This is a genomic window from Candidatus Methylobacter favarea, from assembly GCF_902806695.1.
Taxonomy (GTDB): domain Bacteria; phylum Pseudomonadota; class Gammaproteobacteria; order Methylococcales; family Methylomonadaceae; genus Methylobacter_B; species Methylobacter_B favarea.
In genome coordinates this window covers 46628-65430 of record NZ_CADCXN010000047.1, presented here as the reverse complement: position 1 = coordinate 65430, position 18803 = coordinate 46628, and the positions used below count along the sequence as shown (strand labels likewise).

17 protein-coding genes are annotated in these 18803 nt (G+C 48.0%); 4 read left to right on the top strand and 13 right to left on the bottom strand.

The window, feature by feature from the left end:
- Positions 1-8: 8 nt before the first annotated feature.
- The 3 genes from HUX64_RS05255 to HUX64_RS05245 are packed head-to-tail and all read left to right on the top strand — an operon-like array spanning position 9 to position 4506.
- Complete coding sequence (locus HUX64_RS05255) at positions 9-2189, top strand: ABC transporter substrate-binding protein (protein WP_425484244.1); 2181 nt, start codon at positions 9-11, stop codon at positions 2187-2189.
- On the top strand, positions 2186-3163 hold the full coding sequence (locus HUX64_RS05250) for an ABC transporter permease (RefSeq protein ID WP_174625184.1): 978 nt from the start codon (positions 2186-2188) through the stop codon (positions 3161-3163). The genes HUX64_RS05255 and HUX64_RS05250 overlap by 4 nt, the downstream gene beginning before the upstream one ends.
- Positions 3163-4506 (top strand): ABC transporter permease, encoded by a 1344-nt coding sequence (locus HUX64_RS05245; protein WP_174625183.1) that lies wholly within the window; start codon positions 3163-3165, stop codon positions 4504-4506. Before HUX64_RS05250 ends, HUX64_RS05245 begins: the two co-directional genes overlap by 1 nt.
- Before the next feature lie 86 nt (positions 4507-4592).
- Here HUX64_RS05245 and HUX64_RS05240 read toward each other — a convergent pair whose 3' ends face one another.
- The 13 genes from HUX64_RS05240 to HUX64_RS05180 form a co-directional block, all read right to left on the bottom strand.
- Positions 4593-4988, bottom strand: coding sequence for a hypothetical protein (locus HUX64_RS05240; RefSeq protein WP_174625182.1), 396 nt, complete (start codon positions 4986-4988; stop codon positions 4593-4595).
- A gap of 419 nt (positions 4989-5407) precedes the next feature.
- Positions 5408-6427: a tRNA pseudouridine(13) synthase TruD gene (gene truD, locus HUX64_RS05235; RefSeq protein WP_174625181.1), complete on the bottom strand. Its 1020-nt coding sequence runs from the start codon at positions 6425-6427 to the stop codon at positions 5408-5410.
- A gap of 47 nt (positions 6428-6474) precedes the next feature.
- Positions 6475-6948, bottom strand: a complete 474-nt coding sequence (gene ispF, locus HUX64_RS05230) for a 2-C-methyl-D-erythritol 2,4-cyclodiphosphate synthase (RefSeq protein ID WP_174625180.1) — start codon at positions 6946-6948, stop codon at positions 6475-6477.
- Positions 6945-7637 (bottom strand): 2-C-methyl-D-erythritol 4-phosphate cytidylyltransferase, encoded by a 693-nt coding sequence (ispD, locus tag HUX64_RS05225; protein WP_174625179.1) that lies wholly within the window; start codon positions 7635-7637, stop codon positions 6945-6947. Before ispD ends, ispF begins: the two co-directional genes overlap by 4 nt.
- Positions 7638-7901: 264 nt before the next feature.
- The gene (locus HUX64_RS05220) at positions 7902-8441 is read right to left on the bottom strand and encodes a hypothetical protein (RefSeq protein WP_174625178.1); all 540 of its coding nucleotides are present in this window, start codon (positions 8439-8441) and stop codon (positions 7902-7904) included.
- Positions 8442-8692: 251 nt separating this feature from the next.
- A complete protein-coding gene (gene ftsB / locus HUX64_RS05215; RefSeq protein ID WP_174625261.1) occupies positions 8693-8968 on the bottom strand; it encodes a cell division protein FtsB in 276 nt (91 codons plus the stop codon).
- A gap of 60 nt (positions 8969-9028) precedes the next feature.
- Complete coding sequence (gene eno, locus HUX64_RS05210; RefSeq protein ID WP_174625177.1) at positions 9029-10309, bottom strand: phosphopyruvate hydratase; 1281 nt, start codon at positions 10307-10309, stop codon at positions 9029-9031.
- A gap of 9 nt (positions 10310-10318) precedes the next feature.
- On the bottom strand, positions 10319-11152 hold the full coding sequence (gene kdsA, locus HUX64_RS05205) for a 3-deoxy-8-phosphooctulonate synthase (RefSeq protein WP_174625176.1): 834 nt from the start codon (positions 11150-11152) through the stop codon (positions 10319-10321).
- Positions 11133-12782 (bottom strand): CTP synthase, encoded by a 1650-nt coding sequence (pyrG, locus tag HUX64_RS05200; protein WP_174625175.1) that lies wholly within the window; start codon positions 12780-12782, stop codon positions 11133-11135. The genes kdsA and pyrG overlap by 20 nt, the downstream gene beginning before the upstream one ends.
- An 88-nt stretch (positions 12783-12870) precedes the next feature.
- On the bottom strand, positions 12871-14190 hold the full coding sequence (tilS, locus tag HUX64_RS05195; protein ID WP_174625260.1) for a tRNA lysidine(34) synthetase TilS: 1320 nt from the start codon (positions 14188-14190) through the stop codon (positions 12871-12873).
- Positions 14191-14269: 79 nt separating this feature from the next.
- The gene (accA, locus tag HUX64_RS05190; protein WP_174625174.1) at positions 14270-15238 is read right to left on the bottom strand and encodes an acetyl-CoA carboxylase carboxyl transferase subunit alpha; all 969 of its coding nucleotides are present in this window, start codon (positions 15236-15238) and stop codon (positions 14270-14272) included.
- 340 nt (positions 15239-15578) lie between these two features.
- Positions 15579-16184, bottom strand: coding sequence for an NUDIX domain-containing protein (locus tag HUX64_RS05185; RefSeq protein ID WP_174625173.1), 606 nt, complete (start codon positions 16182-16184; stop codon positions 15579-15581).
- Position 16185: 1 nt separating this feature from the next.
- The gene (locus HUX64_RS05180) at positions 16186-17301 is read right to left on the bottom strand and encodes a PQQ-dependent sugar dehydrogenase (protein WP_174625172.1); all 1116 of its coding nucleotides are present in this window, start codon (positions 17299-17301) and stop codon (positions 16186-16188) included.
- A 113-nt stretch (positions 17302-17414) separates the two neighbouring features.
- Between HUX64_RS05180 and htpX the strand changes: the two genes are divergently transcribed.
- Entirely contained in the window at positions 17415-18287 is an 873-nt protein-coding gene (gene htpX / locus HUX64_RS05175) for a protease HtpX (protein WP_174625171.1), read from the top strand.
- Positions 18288-18803: the final 516 nt, after the last annotated feature.

Below are 18803 nucleotides of genomic sequence, written 5' to 3'. Positions count from 1 at the left end.
AAGTATCTATGACCCTTTTATTGATGTCCAGTCTTTTGTCCATGAAGATGTGCCTCTGCCATGCTCGCTTGCTAGTCCTGCTCGTAGTTGCCGTATTTTTGAATGCTTGCGATTATTCAGAGCTTAATAACCCTTATCCCAAAGAAAATGAAAATCTGCCGATTCTATATCAATCATTTTCAGAACGGCCCAAGCATTTAGATCCGGCGGTCGCCTACAGTGAAAATGAATATGCCTTTATTGCACAAATTTATGAGCCGCCCTTTCAATATCATTACCTGAAACGCCCTTATCAACTGGCGCCGTTAACAGCCACCGGCATGCCTGACATTAAGTATCTGAATGCGCAAGGGCAAAAACTGGAGGAGGGAGCCAAGATCAGCGAAATTGCTTTTACCGACTATGTAATTGAAATTCAGCCTGATATCCGCTTTCAGCCGCATCCGGCGCTGGCAAAAGATAGCCAGGGCAACTATCTGTACCATCGCTTGACCGGTACCCAAATCAATCAGCTTGACAAACTGACGGATCTGGAATCTACCGGCTCGCGCGAACTTACTGCCGAAGATTATATTTACCAGATCAAGCGACTTGCGCATCCTAAAGTTCAATCGCCCATAGCCGAAATCATGAAAAATTATATTGTCGGCTTTGATGATTTTTCCAAACAAGTCAGCGACAAGCAAAAGCCTGATATTAAAGATCTGCCAATAGCAGGCGTTCAGTCCATCAATCGTTATCAATACCGCATACGGATTAAAGGCAAATATCCGCAATTTATTTTCTGGCTGGCCATGCCTTTTTTTGCGCCTATGCCGTGGGAAGCGGATGTATTTTATGAACAGCCTGGTTTAGCTGACAAAAACATCACGCTGGACTGGTTTCCGCTCGGTACGGGCCCTTATTTTCTGGCCGAGAATAATCCCAACCGGCGCATGATGTTAACCAGAAACCCGTTATTTCATTCGGAAACCTATCCTTCCGAAGGCGAGCCGGAAGATAAGGAAAATGGCTTGTTAAAGGATGCAGGAAAAAAACTGCCCTTTATCGATAAAGTTGTTTTTATGCTGGAAAAAGAAACCATTCCCTACTGGAACAAGTTTTTGCAAGGCTACTATGATGCTTCAGGCATTGCTTCGGACAGTTTTGACCAGGCCATACAATTTACCGGCAGCGGCGAAGCGGCTTTAACGCCTTCCATGCAGGAAAAAGGCATCCGGCTGCAAACGGCAGTGGAAACCTCCATTTTCTATATGGGTTTTAATATGCTGGATGCAACGGTAGGCGGAGACAGCGAAAAAGCCAGGAAGTTACGTCAGGCCATTTCCATTGCTGTTGATTATGAAGAATATATCTCCATTTTCCGGAATGGCCGGGGCGTTGTCGCGCAAGGCTTGATACCGCCCGGTATTTTTGGTTACGCGGAAGATAAAGCCGGCATTAATCCCTATACGCACGACCTGGCGAATGGCACGGCGCAGCGTAAAAAAATCGCTACAGCGCAGCAGTTGATGGCGGAAGCAGGCTATGCCAATGGCATTGATCCCAAAACGAAAGAGCCGCTAATTCTGCATTTTGATACGACTTCAGTCAGTATTGACGACCGCCCCAGCATGAACTGGTATCGTAAACAGTTTGAGAAACTGGGTATCAAGCTGGTTATTCGGGCGACCGATTACAACCGCTTTCAACAGAAAATGCGCACCGGCAATGCCCAGTTATTCGTCTGGGGCTGGAATGCCGATTATCCTGATCCGGAGAATTTCTTTTTCCTGTTGTATGGCCCTAATTCAAAAAGCAGGCACGGCGGAGAGAATGCCGGCAATTATCAGAACCCTGAGTTTGACCGGCTATTCGAACAAATGCGCAATATGGACAACAGCCCACAGCGTTTTCAGATTATCCAGCAACTGCAGGAAATCGTTCGGCATGATGCGCCCTGGGTTTTTGGCTTTCATCCGAAAGATTTCGGGCTCTATCATGGCTGGTATAATAATCTTAAGCCCAATCTAATGGCCAATAATCGGCTTAAATATACCCGCATTAATACTGCTGTCAGAGCAGAAAAAAGACGAGAATGGAACCAACCGGTGATTTGGCCGTTGGGTTTGGCTTCCGGTTTGTTTGTGCTGATGCTAATGCCGGCGGTGAATGCTTACCGCCGTCGGGCCAGGGAAACGCTGCAATGAGCCGCTATATCATCCGCCGAATTCTATATGCCTTCCCCTTGCTAATGGGCGTAAATATTTTAACCTTTGTGCTGTTTTTCATCATCAACAGCCCCGATGATATGGCGCGCATGCAGCTGGGCCAAAAGCATGTGACCGAAGAAGCGGTGGCAAACTGGAAACAGCAGCACGGCTATGATTTACCGTTATTATGGAATTCTGAGGCGCAGCACCAGGAAAAACTCACCAAAACCATTTTTTACCAGAAATCCGTTGGATTATTTCTGTTTCGTTTTGGCGTTTCGGATAGCGGCCGAAATATCGGCGCGGATATTAAAGAGCGCATGTGGCCAAGCCTTGCCGTAGCCTTGCCCACTTTGCTTGTCGGGCTACTGGTTGATATCAGTTTTGCCTTGATGATGGTGTTGTTCCGCAACAGTTACCTGGAGCACGGGGGCATAGTCCTGTGCGTTATTTTAATGTCTGTTTCCTCATTGTTTTATATTATCGGCGGCCAGTTTTTGATCGGCAAATTATTAAAGCTAGTGCCTATTTCCGGTTATGACGGCGGTTTCGCGGCGTTGAAGTTCCTCATATTGCCTGTGCTGATCGGCGTGTTTTCGGGCATTGGTTCAGGAGCCAGATGGTATAGAACCTTGTTTCTGGAAGAAGTCGAAAAAGATTATGTGCGGACCGCACGGGCAAAAGGGCTGACTGAAACGCAAACCATGTTTCGGCATGTATTGCAAAATGCCATGATTCCGATTCTGACCGGCGTAGTGGTAATTTTGCCGCTGCTGTTTATGGGCAGTCTGATCATGGAGTCTTTTTTCAGTATTCCAGGGCTTGGCAGCTACACGATTGATGCTATTAATAGCCAGGATTTCGCCATCGTGAGGGCAATGGTGTTTTTGGGATCGGTGTTATATGTCATCGGCCTATTGCTGACGGATATTTCCTACACGCTGGTGGATCCGCGAGTGAGACTGTCCTGATGGTTATACTGTGGACTGACGCGTTGATATTTATCCTGATTCTGGTCATTTTGCTGCTGGCATTTTATCTGCGCGGCAAAGACCATATTAAACGTCCGCTGCAAAAAATAAGCCGCAGTAAAGTGGGCATGGTTTCATTGGTAGTGTTGATATTTTTTATATTGATCGGCCTCCTCGATTCTGTGCATTTCAAACCTGGTGCCGATAAAGGCAATGAAATTATCAGCCTGGTGGATTACTGGGCAACGCCGCTTCGTAAACATGGCGAGAAAACCTATTCAGCGCCTTTTGCAGCGACGCTTTACAGTAAGGAAATAATGACCTCGGCCGATGGCGCTTCCCAATGGGCTTATCCGCGTCTGCAATTTGGCGGCGCCCATTTAAATAATCCCGAGATGGAAAAAATTCCCGATATATTGCAAAAAACCTTCTATGGTTTTGCTCAAGGCGCAGGATTGTTAACTTTTTTTATGATTCTATTGTGGAGTTTTTTGAAAGAGCAGCATAAACGCTTAATGAAAAGCTCAACAGCTAAAGCGGTTTGGATTGTAGTATTTTTTATCGTTTCACTGACTTACACATTAATCCATTTATCGGCCTATTATCATGTTTTCGGCACCGATAAAGTAGGCGAGGATGTGTTTTACCAGGCGGTAAAAAGCATTCGCACCGGTTTGGTGATCGGCACCTTGACTACCCTGATCATGCTGCCTCTAGCCATAATTTTCGGCATCCTGGCCGGTTTTTTCCGCGGCTGGATAGACGATGTCATTCAGTATATATACACCACGCTCAACTCCATTCCCGGCGTATTGCTGATAGCCGCGTCGATTTTGATGGTGCAGGTATATATGGCCAATCATGAAGAGGCGTTTACGAGCGTTATCGTGCGCGCCGATATGCGGCTGCTGTTTCTCTGCATGATTCTGGGCGTGACCAGCTGGACCGGTTTATGCCGGCTGCTCAGGGCGGAAACCCTGAAGCTCAGGGAAATGGAATATGTTCTGGCGGCGCAGGCCCTGGGCGTTAAACGCCGGATGATTTTATTGCGCCATATCCTGCCCAACGTCATGCACATTGTGCTGATCTCTGTGGTGCTGGATTTCAGCTCGCTGGTGCTGGCCGAAGCGGTTTTATCCTATATCAATATCGGCGTCGACCCGACCACCTACAGCTGGGGCAACATGATTAACGGCGCACGCCTGGAAATGGCCCGCGAACCCATCGTCTGGTGGTCTCTGTCCGCCGCTTTTATCTTCATGTTCGCCCTGGTGCTGGCGGCTAATTTATTCGCCGATACCGTGCAGGATGCGTTTGATCCCAGACGCAGCGGGAGTGAATAAATAACTCATGCTTTTGCCGACACTATCTGAAACTATAATTATTCGTTTTCCGCAAAAAGCGGATAATTACCCGGTTTTCCAACGCTTTATTTTAAACCGCCTCTGCTACCGGTTGCTGAGGAACTGTGCAAGGATTTGAAAATATCAAGGGCTTGTTTTAATGACGCTGAAGCACCTTCGGCATCGCCTTTTTGAGCTTGACGGCGGGCATTTGTAATGGCGTTAGTGCCCCGCTGTGTTTTCACTTCAAGACTGCCGCCAATGATATCTTTAGCGGATTGACGCGCGGCTTTCATGTGTTCTTGAGCCGTGCCCAAATCGCTCGCATTGACTGCTTCCAGAGCCGCTTCCAGGTGGGTGATAGTAGCGTTAATAGGTTGCGGGGCAGCTGCTTGGGCAACAGCCACAAAGTTGGTATGAGTGATTGCCGATAAAGACAGCATTAAAAAGCTTGCCGCCAAGATTTTTTTTATAGTATTCATAATCTTATAAACCTCTCAATGATATTAATTGCCACATAAATAATAAGAGCCGTTGGTGAATCAAATTATTTCAAGCAAAAAACTAATGATGATTGTACGACTGCTTTTCTTTATTTTTTATTAAGGTCCAGATTAAACCACATGAATGTGACCTTAAAACATAAACTTTATTGCATGCCTGAAATAAAAAAGGATGCAGTTTATTAGCTGATCAATCCATGATTCTCGTGATCTGATCATATGGAAGCCACGCTTTCGGGCTATCAGACAGGATATATGCCTGATTTAAAAGCAGAAAACTTGATTTTGCAACAATGTCAGGAAAATTAAATTTTCCTTGAGAGGGACCTGCAAAGGATAAGGATTACGAGCAACGGGATCAGAATCTAGGTAAGCAATAAGTGTTGAGCAGCTGCAGCTTACTCAATAATCTCCCGCACCAGGGAAGTGGCATAACTTCCTGACGGCAGCGCAAAACCAATTTCAATAATGTCGTCATTGACAAACCGCCATTGTAAATCCTGCACATTCACCCTTAACGCCCGGCGATCCCTATCAACTGCGCAATCAATCAAGCCTTGGGCCAGCTCGGGATGGTCTTCGATAATATTTGTCTCAATAGCCAGTGCATCGGCTGAGACACCGTCATTGCCTTTGCCCCATAATGCGCCGGTTGGGTGTATTTCTTTTGCATCAACTCGCCGGATAATGTCCTGATCGGGATAGCCTGATTTAAAAACGCTATGCGACAAATCAAATACATAGGTATCACCCGGAACAGGCTGGTTCCACAAATGCTGTGTTACGCGTGCAGCTAAAATCCGGTTAAACAGAAAAGAGCGGGCCGCTGATAAATAGATGCTTCGCTGCTCGCGTTTAACTTTCATGCCTTGAAACAATCCTAACGCTTTGCTGACATTTTCGCCTTCAGTGCCAAAGCGCTGAGGGCCAAAGTAATTGGCTATGCCATTGGCTTTGATCAATTCCATCTGTCGAATGGTTTTTTCTCTATCGCCTTGCCATTCCCGAATAATCATCCTGAAGCTATTGCCGGACAACACGCCGCGCTTGAGTTTTCTGTCATGGCGGATGGCATGGAGCACTTTGATGTTATCTGTTTCAAACTGCCTCCAGTCAGGCTCCTGTTTGCCGGGCAACCAGGCGCTGAACCATTGCGTAGTGACGGCATGCCGGTCTTTTAGCCCTGCGAAGCTTACATCGCGCTGCCTGACCTTGGCAAATCTGGCCAATTGCCGGGCAACAAATTCGGTATTTTCGCCGGTTTTTTCTATCCGTAAAAAGACGTGTTCGCCCGCGCCTGAGGGCTCGAAAGACAGATTTTCCTTAACGATAAAGTCTTCTGGAAAAGTGCGGATTTTGCCTTGGCCGGAAGGTTGGCCGTAGACATAAGGCCACACAGGGATTTCAATATTCTGCATTAGGGAAGAGGGCGGGAAGGTGGTTATTTATATTCCTTGTCGAAGAACTATTTTTCAAGCAGGGCAATTGCCTGTACCGCAATCCCTTCTTTGCGGCCTTCAAAGCCAAGCATTTCCGTCGTTGTCGCTTTAACATTGATGCAGTCACTATTCACTTTCAGGTCAGCTGCAATATTACGGCACATGGTTGCTGTATGCGGCGACATTTTCGGAGCTTGCGCAATGATAGTGATGTCGGCATTAACCAGGCTATAACCTTTTTCCTGCACGATGCCATAGACATGACGCAATAGGACCCGGCTGTCAGCGCCTTTGAATTCAGGATCGGTATCGGGGAAATGCTTGCCGATATCACCTAATGCAGCGGCGCCCAATAATGCATCGCACAGCGCATGCAGAACGACATCGCCATCGGAATGGGCTTCCAGGCCCTTTTCATAGTCTATTTTTACACCGCCTAAAATGATTGAGCGGCCTTCGTTAAAACGATGCACATCATAACCCTGACCTATTCTGATCATTGTTGCTCCAGATAAAATTGTGCCAATGCCAAATCTTGGGGACTGGTAATTTTTATATTATCAGCACGGCCTTCGACGATTTTCGGCTGCAGGCCTTGTAATTCCAAAGCGCTGGCTTCATCGGTTATGGCCGGATTGCCTTGCGCCGCTTCCAGCGCGGTTTTTAACAGCCCATAACGGAACATTTGCGGCGTTAAAGCCCGCCAGATATGACGCCTGTCCAATGTGCCGAGTATGCAATTATCCTGGACATTTTTTAAGGTGTCATGTGACGATAGGGCAAGAATGCCGCCTACCTCATCGTTTACCAGCGAGTCAATGAGATGACCTATATCCGCCGTCGTGATGCAGGGCCTGGCGGCATCATGGACCAAAACCCAGTCATTATCCGAGGCTATTGCCCGTATCGAGTGCAGGCCAGACAGCACGGAATCCGCGCGCTCCTTGCCGCCCGGCGCGATTATTATCTTTTTATGAGCAGCTACTTCAAGGCCAGGCCAGTAAGGATCTTCTGCTGAAATTGCAACCGCGATAGCCGTAAAAGCATCAGCATCGAGCAAACGCAATAACGTATGCTCGATGACTGTTTTACCGGCAAGTTCCAGGTATTGTTTGGGCCGGTCTGCGTTCATGCGTTTGCCAACACCGGCGGCAGGCACAACAGCCCAGAAATTTATTGAATTGGTCATCGATAAAATAAAGGCGTCATGTGAAAAAGTATGTTTACCATTTTTATGGGCTGTTTATTATGCGGGTTGCTAATCTCCGGCATTCGTATTCGCCAGGCTGGGAGCTGGAACCGTATGCAAACATCACTTATCCTTGCCCGCTACAGAGTAGTTTTAAATTGAGGGGTTATATAGTTAAAGGATGAAAATGTCAGGTGTTCATATTACAAAATAATGTCTATAGTCATCTTAATGCAATATGCAGGCTCGCTTCTTCTGCGCCCCTCAGCAGAGCACGACAAGCAAGATCAGTCCCGGGATAATGCCCAGGATCAAGCCGACCACGATGGCGATTACCTCTCCTGTTGAGTAGCTGCATCCGGCCTTGCCCACGTTTACATTCGCTGCCCGGTCATCGTCGAGCCCGGCAAGCATCATACCGGAAAACTCATCCGCAACCTGGCGTGGCATACCGGCATCTTCGATGCGCGAGCGTGCGTCGCTGAGCCGGGTTTCGGCCAAGCGCAGGTCTTCGCTAAAAGGCATAATGGAACGGGCATTTTTGAGGGCGCCAATTGCACCGTTTGTCGGTGCTAGGGCCAGAACACGGGCCTCATTGACACTGCCTGCTTTTGATATTTCATCGCGCAAGCGAACAAGCTCCGGATAGCGTGTTGATCCGGAAGTGCGAGCAGCCTTAACCAACTCCAAAGACTCTTCCTTAGGCCAGGTAGTTGCGGCGGCTGTTTTAGACATCATAAAAACAGCGGCCGGAATTATCGCCAACATCATTAATACAAACAAAAACTTATTACTTGTAGACATGGGCTTTCTCCTTCATGATTCAGGCAATTGGCAAGGCTTGAGATATAACTTAAAAAAACGGATTTATACCAAGTTTATTAGCTTGCCGACTTTCAATGCATTGCTATGTCGCAGATTCCCGGACTAAAAATGGATGTCGCCTGATGGACGGTTTTATTCAGCCACAAACATTAGGCGGCGCGTTGCTTAGCCCAACCTGGGAACTCTAAAAATAACAAGGCAAGGCTAAAAGTGTTTATTCACTTTTAGCCTTATTTGGACTCAAGAATCTGAAAAAATGTTTCATCTTCCCTAATCATCCCTAATTCTTCTCTGGCTCGCTCATCAATTGCTTCCGCGCCTTTTCTTAAGTCCAGCACTTCCGCATAAAGAGCGTCGTTGCGTTCTCTTTTTTCCTGGGCCTGTTGCCTGAGGTCATCAAGCCGTTGTTGATAGGCATTAATCTGCGCAATGCCGCCATCGCCAAACCATAAGCGGTATTGAAGATGAACAATCAACAGGATAATGATTGCAATTAGAATTTTTATGGGTTCCACCTCAATGTATTGGCAAGGGCGGACTGACCGGCCGCCCTTGCCAATTCTAATTTATAGCATTTTAAAGGCGCTGCGGCCTGCGTATTTAGCCAGACTGCCTAATTCCTCTTCAATTTTCATCAGGCGGTTGTATTTGGCAACGCGGTCAGAGCGGCTTAAGGAACCGGTTTTGATTTGACCGGTGCCGGTTGCTACGGCTAAATCGGCAATGGTGACATCTTCTGTTTCCCCGGAGCGGTGTGAAACCACTGCCGAATAAGAGGCTTTATGCGCCATATCAATCGCTGCCAGGGTTTCCGTCAGGGTGCCGATTTGATTGACTTTAATCAGAATGGAATTGGCGATATTTTTTTCAATGCCCTTTTTCAAAATGGCGGGATTGGTTACAAACAGATCATCGCCGACCAACTGAATGCGGTTTCCGAGTTTTTCGGTCATCAATTTCCAGCCGTCCCAGTCATTTTCATCAAAGCCGTCTTCAATGCTGATAATCGGGTATTTATTAACCCAGTCTACAAAGAAATCAGCCATTTGCGCTGAACTGTACTTTTTGCTTTCAGACGCTAAATCATAAACGCCGTCCGTGTAATATTCAGAGGCGGCCGCATCCAGACCCAGGTAAATATCCACGCCGGGTTTATAGCCTGCCTGCTCGATGGCTTGCAGGATAACGCTTATGGCTTCTTCGTTTGAAGACAGGTTCGGAGCGAATCCGCCTTCATCGCCGACTGTAGTCGCCAAACCTTTGGCTTTTAATACTTTGCTCAGGTTATGGAACACTTCCGCGCCGTAACGGATCGCTTCGCGGAAAGTCGGCGCGCCTACCGGCAGAATCATGAACTCCTGCAAATCAACGTTGTTATCGGCATGCGAGCCGCCATTGATAATATTCATCATCGGTACCGGCATGATGAATTCGCCGGATTTATTCAAATACCGGTATAAAGGCATAACCGCTTCCTTCGCCGCCGCGTGAGCTGCCGCCAAAGACACAGCCAACGTAGCATTTGCTCCCAGCCGTGATTTACTCTCCGTGCCGTCCAGCGCTATCATTTTATGGTCAATGCCGGACTGATCGGCGACATCCATGCCGATAATGGCGGAACGGATTTCTGTGTTTACATTGTTAACTGCGTTCAGTACGCCTTTGCCCAGATAACGGGATTTATCGCCATCACGCAGTTCTATCGCTTCGCGTTCGCCGGTTGAGGCGCCGGACGGCACCATGGCATTGCCAATGACGCCGGAGGCTAAAATTACATCGGCTTCAACGGTGGGATTGCCGCGTGAATCCAGGATTTCTCTTGCTCGAATATCTATTATTGCAGCCATTATGATTCCTTATAGCGTTGTTTCTATCAGGCCTTTTGATTTAACGGCCTGATCGATGGTTAATAAAATTTCCAGTAATTCCTTCATTCTGTGGATCGGCCAGGCATTCGGGCCGTCACTTTTGGCTTCCGCCGGATTCGGATGCGTTTCCATGAACAGGCCGGCAATGCCGACGGCGGTTGCGGCTCTTGCCAAGACCGGTACAAATTCGCGCTGTCCGCCGGATGACGAGCCTTGTCCGCCCGGCAACTGCACGGAATGGGTGGCGTCAAAAACGACCGGGCAGCCGGTGTCTCTCATTACCGCCAGGGAGCGCATATCGGAAACCAGATTATTGTAGCCGAAGGACACGCCGCGCTCACATACCATAATCTGCTGATTTCCTGTCGCCTTGGCTTTATTGGCGACATTTGCCATATCCCAGGGCGCCAGAAACTGGCCTTTTTTTATATTAACGGGAATGCCTTGCGAGGCGACCTGCTGGATAAAATTGGTTTGCCTGCATAAAAAAGCAGGGGTCTGCATGACATCGACAACTGAGGCTACCTCAGCCAACGGCGTATCTTCATGGACATCGGTTAATACCGGCACCCCAATTTGCTGCTTGACTTTTGCCAGTATTTCCAAGCCTTTATCCATGCCCAGGCCGCGAAAACTTTCGTGTGACGAGCGATTGGCTTTATCAAATGACGATTTATAGATAAAGGGAATATTCAATGCGCTGGTGATTTCCTTCAGAATGCCGGCGGTATCAAGCGCCAACTGCTCGCTTTCAATAACACAAGGGCCTGCGATCAAAAAAAACGGCAGATCCAGGCCTGCTTCAAAATGACACAGTTTCATTACGTTTAGCCTTTTTATGTTTGGAAGCCGCCACTACAAAACCGGAAAATAAAGGATGGCCTTTCCTTGGGGTTGAGGTGAATTCGGGGTGAAACTGACAAGCCAGAAACCAGGGATGATCAGGCAGTTCAATGACTTCTACCAGCCGGCCGTCAATAGACTTGCCTGAAAATCGCAGCCCTGCCTGCTCAAGCTTTTCAAAATACCGGTTGTTAAATTCATAACGATGCCGATGTCTTTCGGTAATTATCTCTTTCCGGTAAAGCTGAAAAGCCAGGGAATCCGGCTGCAGCCGGCACTGCTGCCCGCCCAGCCGCATCGAGCCGCCTAAATCGGAGTGTTCATCGCGCGTTTCCAGTTGACCGCTGCCGGCTATCCATTCTGTAATCAAGCCGATAACAGGGTGCGGTGAGGCAGGCGAAAATTCAGTACTGTGCGCGCCTTCAAGACCGGCAACAGTACGGGCAAATTCAATCACGGCTACCTGCATGCCCAGGCAGATGCCCAGGTAAGGAATTTTATTTTCCCGCGCATACCGGGCCGTTATGATTTTTCCTTCAATGCCCCGTTCGCCGAATCCGCCCGGCACCAGAATGGCATCAACGTTTTCCAGCCTGGCTATCCCATCCTCTTCTATGGTTTCCGAATCAATATATTCGATATTCACTTTATGGCGGGTGCGGATGCCGGCATGAATTAAAGCTTCATTGAGGGACTTATAAGCATCCGAGTGATCCACATACTTGCCGACAATGGCAATGGTCACTTCATCGGCTGAGTGCGTCAAGGCCTCAATAACATCTTTCCATTCAGTCAAATCGGCGGGGCGCGCATCCAGCTTTAACTTATCGACAACAATATCATCAAGACCCTGCTCGTGCAGCAACAGCGGAATCCGGTAAATGGAATCTGCATCTATCGCCGAAATAACCGCTTTTTCCTCGACATTGGTAAACAGGGCGATTTTACGCCGCTCACTGACAGGTATCGGCTGCTCGGAGCGGCACATCAGAATATCCGGCTGGATGCCGATAGACCGCAGTTCCTTTACCGAATGCTGGGTAGGCTTGGTTTTTAATTCACCGGCCGAACGGATAAAAGGAACCAGCGTCAGGTGGATAAACAGCGATTTTTCATGACCCAGTTCAAAACGCATCTGCCGGATGGCTTCCAGGAACGGCAGGGACTCAATATCACCGACCGTGCCGCCGATTTCAATCAGGGCGACATCGACTCCCTCGCCGCTCTGATAGACACGGTTTTTTATTTCATCGGTAATATGCGGAATAACCTGAACAGTCGCGCCCAGATATTCGCCCTTGCGCTCTCTGCGCAGAACGCTGTCATAGATCTGGCCGGTGGTGAAGTTATTCTTTTTGGCCATCGTGGTTTTAAGAAAGCGCTCATAATGGCCTAAATCCAGATCAGTTTCCGCGCCGTCTTCAGTAACAAACACTTCGCCATGTTGAAAAGGGCTCATGGTGCCCGGATCAACATTAATATAAGGGTCGAGTTTGGTCATCGTAACTTTAAGATTGCGGGCTTCCAGAATAGCGGCAAGCGACGATGCGGCAATGCCTTTACCCAGAGATGAAACCACGCCGCCGGTAATGAAAATGTATTTCGTCATGTAAAAATTTATAGACTACAGATAACAAATTAGAGTAAACACAGACATTTTAATCGACCAGGCGTGTGCCGTCATCGTCTTTCGGGATTTACTGTTGTCTTCGCCTGGACAAACTGATACAGGCCTCTTTTTTTTCGCGGTAAAACGCCGCGCTTATCCATTTGTCACCGACAGCGGCGAGCTCATCATCAAGGTAGACCAGCGGCATAATTTCTCTTTCCCACGGCGGAATTCCTGCTTCCTGAAACAGGTTTTTCAGGGTATGACGACCTTTACGTCCCGGCAAACAGATTTTTTCGCCCCCCCTTCGAAATCTGACCACGATCGCCGAACTGCGCCAATATTCGCCAAGTATGCCTGCCGAAGAGGGCGCACAGGACAATACTTCATCGTCAGCGAGTTGTAAATATGACTGCCCGGCAGGCCAGATAATAGCTTGCCTGGAGTCTGCGGATTGATTCAGACAATAGAGTTTATCGCGATAACGGCGAATGCAATAGCCCTGACCGGCCAACACGGGATCGCTATCCTGTCTTGTCGCCAGCACCTCAGTGAGTATGCTTCCGATAAAAGCCCGGGCCGGCATTTTCAGCCCCAGGCTCTGAAACCAATGCCTTATGACAAGTTGCTGCCTGGCAGGCGTGTGTTCCTGCAGCTTGCTGATGCAAAGCGTCCGGTCGTTTTTGTTAAAAACCTGAGCGAATAATTTATCAGCAAGCGCCGAGAGTAAATTTTGTGCTTCGGCGCAATGGTTAGCCGAACGCGCTACCGTTTTTTCAAGGGCTGGCCAGCGCTGCTTTAACAGCGGCACAACTTCATTGCGAAGGAAATTGCGGTCATACTCATTGCGTTGATTGCTGGGATCTTCAACCCAATGTAATGCCTGTGCGCGGGCATAATCATTTATCGCCTGTTTGGAAACATTCAATAACGGTCTTAGCAGCATGCCCTGGCCGAAAGGCATCCTTTCAGGCATTGCGGAAAGCCCGCGCAAGCCGCTGCCCCGAAACAATTGCAGCAGTACCGTTTCCATCTGATCTTCGCGGTGCTGCGCAGTCATTAAAATATCGTTAATGCCAAGCAGCGGTTTTAAAGCCCTATAGCGGGCATTTCTGGCAGCTTCTTCGGGGCTTTCCCCGGGCAGGGCAATAGCCTTGACCCGGCACATTAAAAAGTCAACGCCTAAATCTTCAGCCGTTTTTCGACAATGCCGGGCCCACGCTTCAGCTTCTGCCTGCAAGCCATGATGCACATAAACTGCTGTAATCTTATCTTTGAGCTGTTCTACTGAAGCGCAGACATGCAGCAAAGCATGCGAGTCCGCACCGCCGCTGTAAGCGATAAAACAGTGCTTTACCGGATTAAATGGCGTTAACGCTGATGCTATCGTTTGGGAGGAAAGGCGCACGATGATATCTGTATTAGCCGTCGTCAAGCTGATAAAAATAAAAGGCCGGTCAGAAGATTATGTGAGCACCTTAACCGGCTTATTTACCCCCTTCCTCGCTAAACGCTCCAAAACTCATAATCCTCTGGTAGCGCCTTTCCAGCAGTTCATCGATGGCTTGCCGTTTCAGGTCTTCCATATGGCGAATCAATGTTTCCCTTAAATTTAAAGCTATAGCCTGAAAGTCCCTGTGACCGCCCCCTACCGGTTCTCTGACTACTTCATCCAGCAAGCCCTGTTCACGGATGCGGTCGGAAGTAATCCCCATGGATTCCGCCGCTAATTGGGATTTATCTGCACTTTTCCAGAGGATTGAGGCACAGCCTTCCGGGGAAATAACCGAATACGTGCTGTATTCGAGCATGATGAGACGGTCGCCCACGCCGATCGCCAAAGCTCCGCCTGAGCCGCCTTCACCGATAATAGTACAGATAATCGGAGTTTTAAGCCTGGTCATTTCAAACAGGTTTCTGGCGATGGCCTCGCTTTGTCCTCGCTCTTCGGCTTCGATGCCCGGATAGGCGCCCGGCGTATCGATCAGGCAAATTAGCGGCAGTTTAAACCGTTCCGCCATTTTCATGACCCGTAAGGCCTTACGATAGCCTTCAGGTCGGGGCATGCCAAAGTTGCGGTAAATCTTCTCCCTGGTGTCGCGTCCCTTTTGATGGCCGATCAGTATAATCGGCTGTCCTTCCAGACGCGCGAGGCCGCAAACAATGGCAGGATCATCCGCATAAGTGCGGTCTCCGTGCAGTTCATGGAAATCGGTAAACATATGCTGGATATAATCGAGCGTATAAGGTCGCCCCGGATGTCTTGACAACTGGGATATCTGCCAGTCGGAAAGATTGGCGAAAATCGACTCGGTTAAAGCCCTGCTTCTATCTTCCAGTTGTCGGATGGCGTCGGAAATATTAATGTTATTATCAAACTCCACATTGCGCAGTTCTTCAATTTTCGCCTCCAGGTCAGCGATGGGTTGTTCGAAATCGAGAAATTTTAGGTCCATGTAGACATGATCTTATGAAATAAGCCAGTAAAAAATCAATTTTATAGAAGTTCAGCAATTAATTCTAAATAAATTCAGGATGGTCCAGGCCTCTTTTATATTAAGAGGCCTGCCAGGAATGAGCGGCGGTTCCGCAAGTGAAGGAGAAGCCGGCAAATTAAAAGCGCAAAAGCAATAAGGAAACCTGACGCTGGCGATCAAGCCACGTCCTGAGAGGGGATTGAAAGCCAATCCCGGAGGCATTGGCCTATTGCCTTATACAGGTTCTTTTTGTCCTTTTACCGGTAGCGCTTCCATCTTGCCTGCGCCTTCAGAAAGCCCGAATACGGCTTGCTTTAAATTATCCCGTATTCATCCATTTGTGCTTGAGTTGCTGTCTGTTTAATGCCAGCCATTGAATCGCGATGATAGGAATCGCTGATTCTATTTCACGGTTTTCCAGCATTTTATAGGCCTCATCAAAATGTACGGTGCGTACTAATATATCCTCATCTTCATCGTCCAGGCCATGAATACCCCCCACTAGCGTAGAATCAACCCGGCCGCAAAAAAGAGTAATTTTTTCAGATGATCCGCCGGGCGTCGTGTAAAACTCATTGATCTTCATTAATTCTTGAATTTCACAACCGGCTTCTTCCAGGGATTCCCGATAGGCGACATGCTCAGCTGTTTCCCCTTCCTCCGTGGCGCCGGCAACAATTTCCAGCATCCAGGCTTTATCAGGCTGTGCAATCGCGCCAATCCGGAACTGCTCGATCAGAACGACTTCATCGGTATGCGGATCATATAAAAGCACGGCAACGCAATTGCCCCGCATGAACAGCTCGCGGCTTATTTCCGCACTCCAGCCGCCCGCGAACAGCGTATGTTTCAACCGGTACTTTTCCATGCGAAAAAAGCCCGGATAAACGATGTCTTTATGAAGAATTTCAAATTGTTTTTTCATGCTAGCCTTTGTATTCAACTTTATAGATTACCCCGAGTTTGTCATCCGAGATCAGCAGGCTGCCGTCCGGCAGTTCCAGGATATCAACCGGCTGTCCCAGAACCTGTTTTTCAGGTGTTAGCCAGCCGCTGATAAAAACCTGTTCTGACACCGGGTCATCCTGTTTGAATTTTACTAGCACGACGCGGTAACCATCCGGCTCGGTGCGGTTCCAGGAGCCATGCTGGGCAACAAATAACTGATTTTTAAATTCGGCCGGAAACTGTTTGCCCTGATAGAAGCGCGCTCCCAATACCGCAACGTGCGCTTTAAATTTCCATACCGGCGCCGTAAATTGGCGGCAATTTTTATGGAAGCCGAACTCGGGATCGACAATTTCTCCGCCATGACAATAAGGATAACCGAAATGTTCTCCTTTGGCGGACCACCTGTTCAGTTCATCATGCGGCTGGTCATCGCCTAAATAATCCCGGCCATTATCGGTAAAAAATAACGTTCCCGTATCAGGCCGCCAATCAAAACCGACCGTATTTCGGATGCCGTGGGCAATAATTTCAAAGTCGCTGCCATCGGGCTTTAAGCGGACCAGCGAGGCATAAATAGCTTTTTCAGGCTTACAAATATTACACGGGGCGCCGATGCCGGTGTAGAGCTTATCATCGGGGCCAAAACGCAGATATTTCCAGCCGTGATGCTGATCTGACGGCAATTTGTCATAGACCACAACGGGTTTGGGGGGTGTAATCAGACGGTTAATGATATTGTCGAAACGAAGAATGCGATTTATTTCCGCAACATAAAGCGAACCGTCTTTATAAGCAACGCCATTAGGCGTATATAAATCCGTAGCAATAACGTAATGTTTATCAGCTTTACCGTCATTATTGGCATCTTGGACGGCATAAACTTTGCCTTGGGATACAGTGCCTACAAATACAGTGCGGTTATCGCCTAATGCCATGGAACGGGCATTAGGCACATTATCGGCAAAAATGGATATTGTAAAGCCGCGAGGTAAATGCAGTTGTTTTAGAACGTCCTGGTGACTCTGTTGTGAAAAAGCCAGACTTGAGTTAAATAAAAAAACGCAAAAAACTGTGACTTTTAGAAAATACATGGGAATGCCCCCGCCAGTAAACTTTTCGCTATATTATCACTCTGAAAATCAGATTGAATTAATTAATTTAATCCCCATATATTTGAAATTTCTTACCATACAAGGGTTTTATCATGATGCGTATATTACTTTTCCTGGCTACCAATGCGGCAATACTGGTAGTGATCAGTATTGTCTTTAATCTTCTAGGCTTGAGCGGAACTTTGGATGCCCAGGGCGTGAACCTCGATCTTAATGCGCTGTTGATTATGTCCGCCGTGATTGGCATGACCGGCTCCTTTATTTCCCTGGTAATGTCAAAATGGTCTGCAAAAAATGCGATGGGCGTGCAGGTAATTGAACAGCCGCAAAATCAGACTGAACAGTGGCTGGTCAATATCGTCGCCAAACACGCCGAAAAGGCGGGAATCGGCATGCCTGAAGTGGGTATTTTCGATATGTCTCAACCTAATGCCTTTGCTACCGGCATGAATAAAAACAGCGCCCTCGTTGCGGTCAGCACCGGGCTTTTGCACAGCATGGACAGCAATGAAGTAGAGGCGGTTGTGGGCCATGAAATAAGCCATGTCGCCAACGGCGATATGGTGACAATGGCCTTATTGCAGGGCGTATTGAACACCTTTGTGTACTTTTTTGCCACGCTTATCGGCCATGTGGTTGACCGTGCTGTGTTTAAAACCGAGCGCGGCTATGGCCCGGCTTATTACATTGTGCAGATAGTGGCGCAAATTGCTTTGGCTTTTCTGGCATCCATGCTGGTCATGTGGTTTTCCCGTCGGCGGGAGTTCAGGGCGGATGCAGGCGGAGCGATTTTAGCCGGTCGCGAAAAAATGATTGGCGCGTTACGTGCTCTGCAACGGGAGCAGCCACAAGAGCTGCCGGGCCAATTTGCTGCCTTTGGCATAAACGGCGGCGGCGTGCGAAAGCTGTTCATGAGCCATCCGCCTTTGGAAGAGCGTATTGCGGCATTGCAGAACAACGGCTAATTAATTTCATCCTGCCGGACCGACATTTGTCCGGCACTTCCTAATGCCGGATACTGGATTCGCTTTTTCTCTCAGCTTTTCCTGCCAAGCCATTAGAGCCTGTCAGTAAAATCATAAGCCTTACCAATCTATCTGGAGCAGATTGGCATTTACCCGAAGAGCTCCACGCAGGATAGCCCGGAGTGACTCCATGCCGGAATGACGAACTTGGAAAAGATGGATCATGTAATCTGCAAAAGTAGTAATAATAACCCCGGTGTCAAAAAATTATCTTTGAAAACCTCTTTTCCAAAAAGATCACCCTGCTTTTTGGCAATGCAGCGCTTGCAGAGAGTAGCCATAGAGCTTCGGCAAATTAAAATTTAGCAAAAGCGCGAGTTTAGTGTTAACCCCTCGACAGCTTTCCAGAGCAGACAATGACGCAGTCTTCCACTCTACTATTATTTGACACATTCAATTAACACCATTACTTTAGATTGCTTTTTAACTTCACTTATATTTTGGTTTATCAAAAGC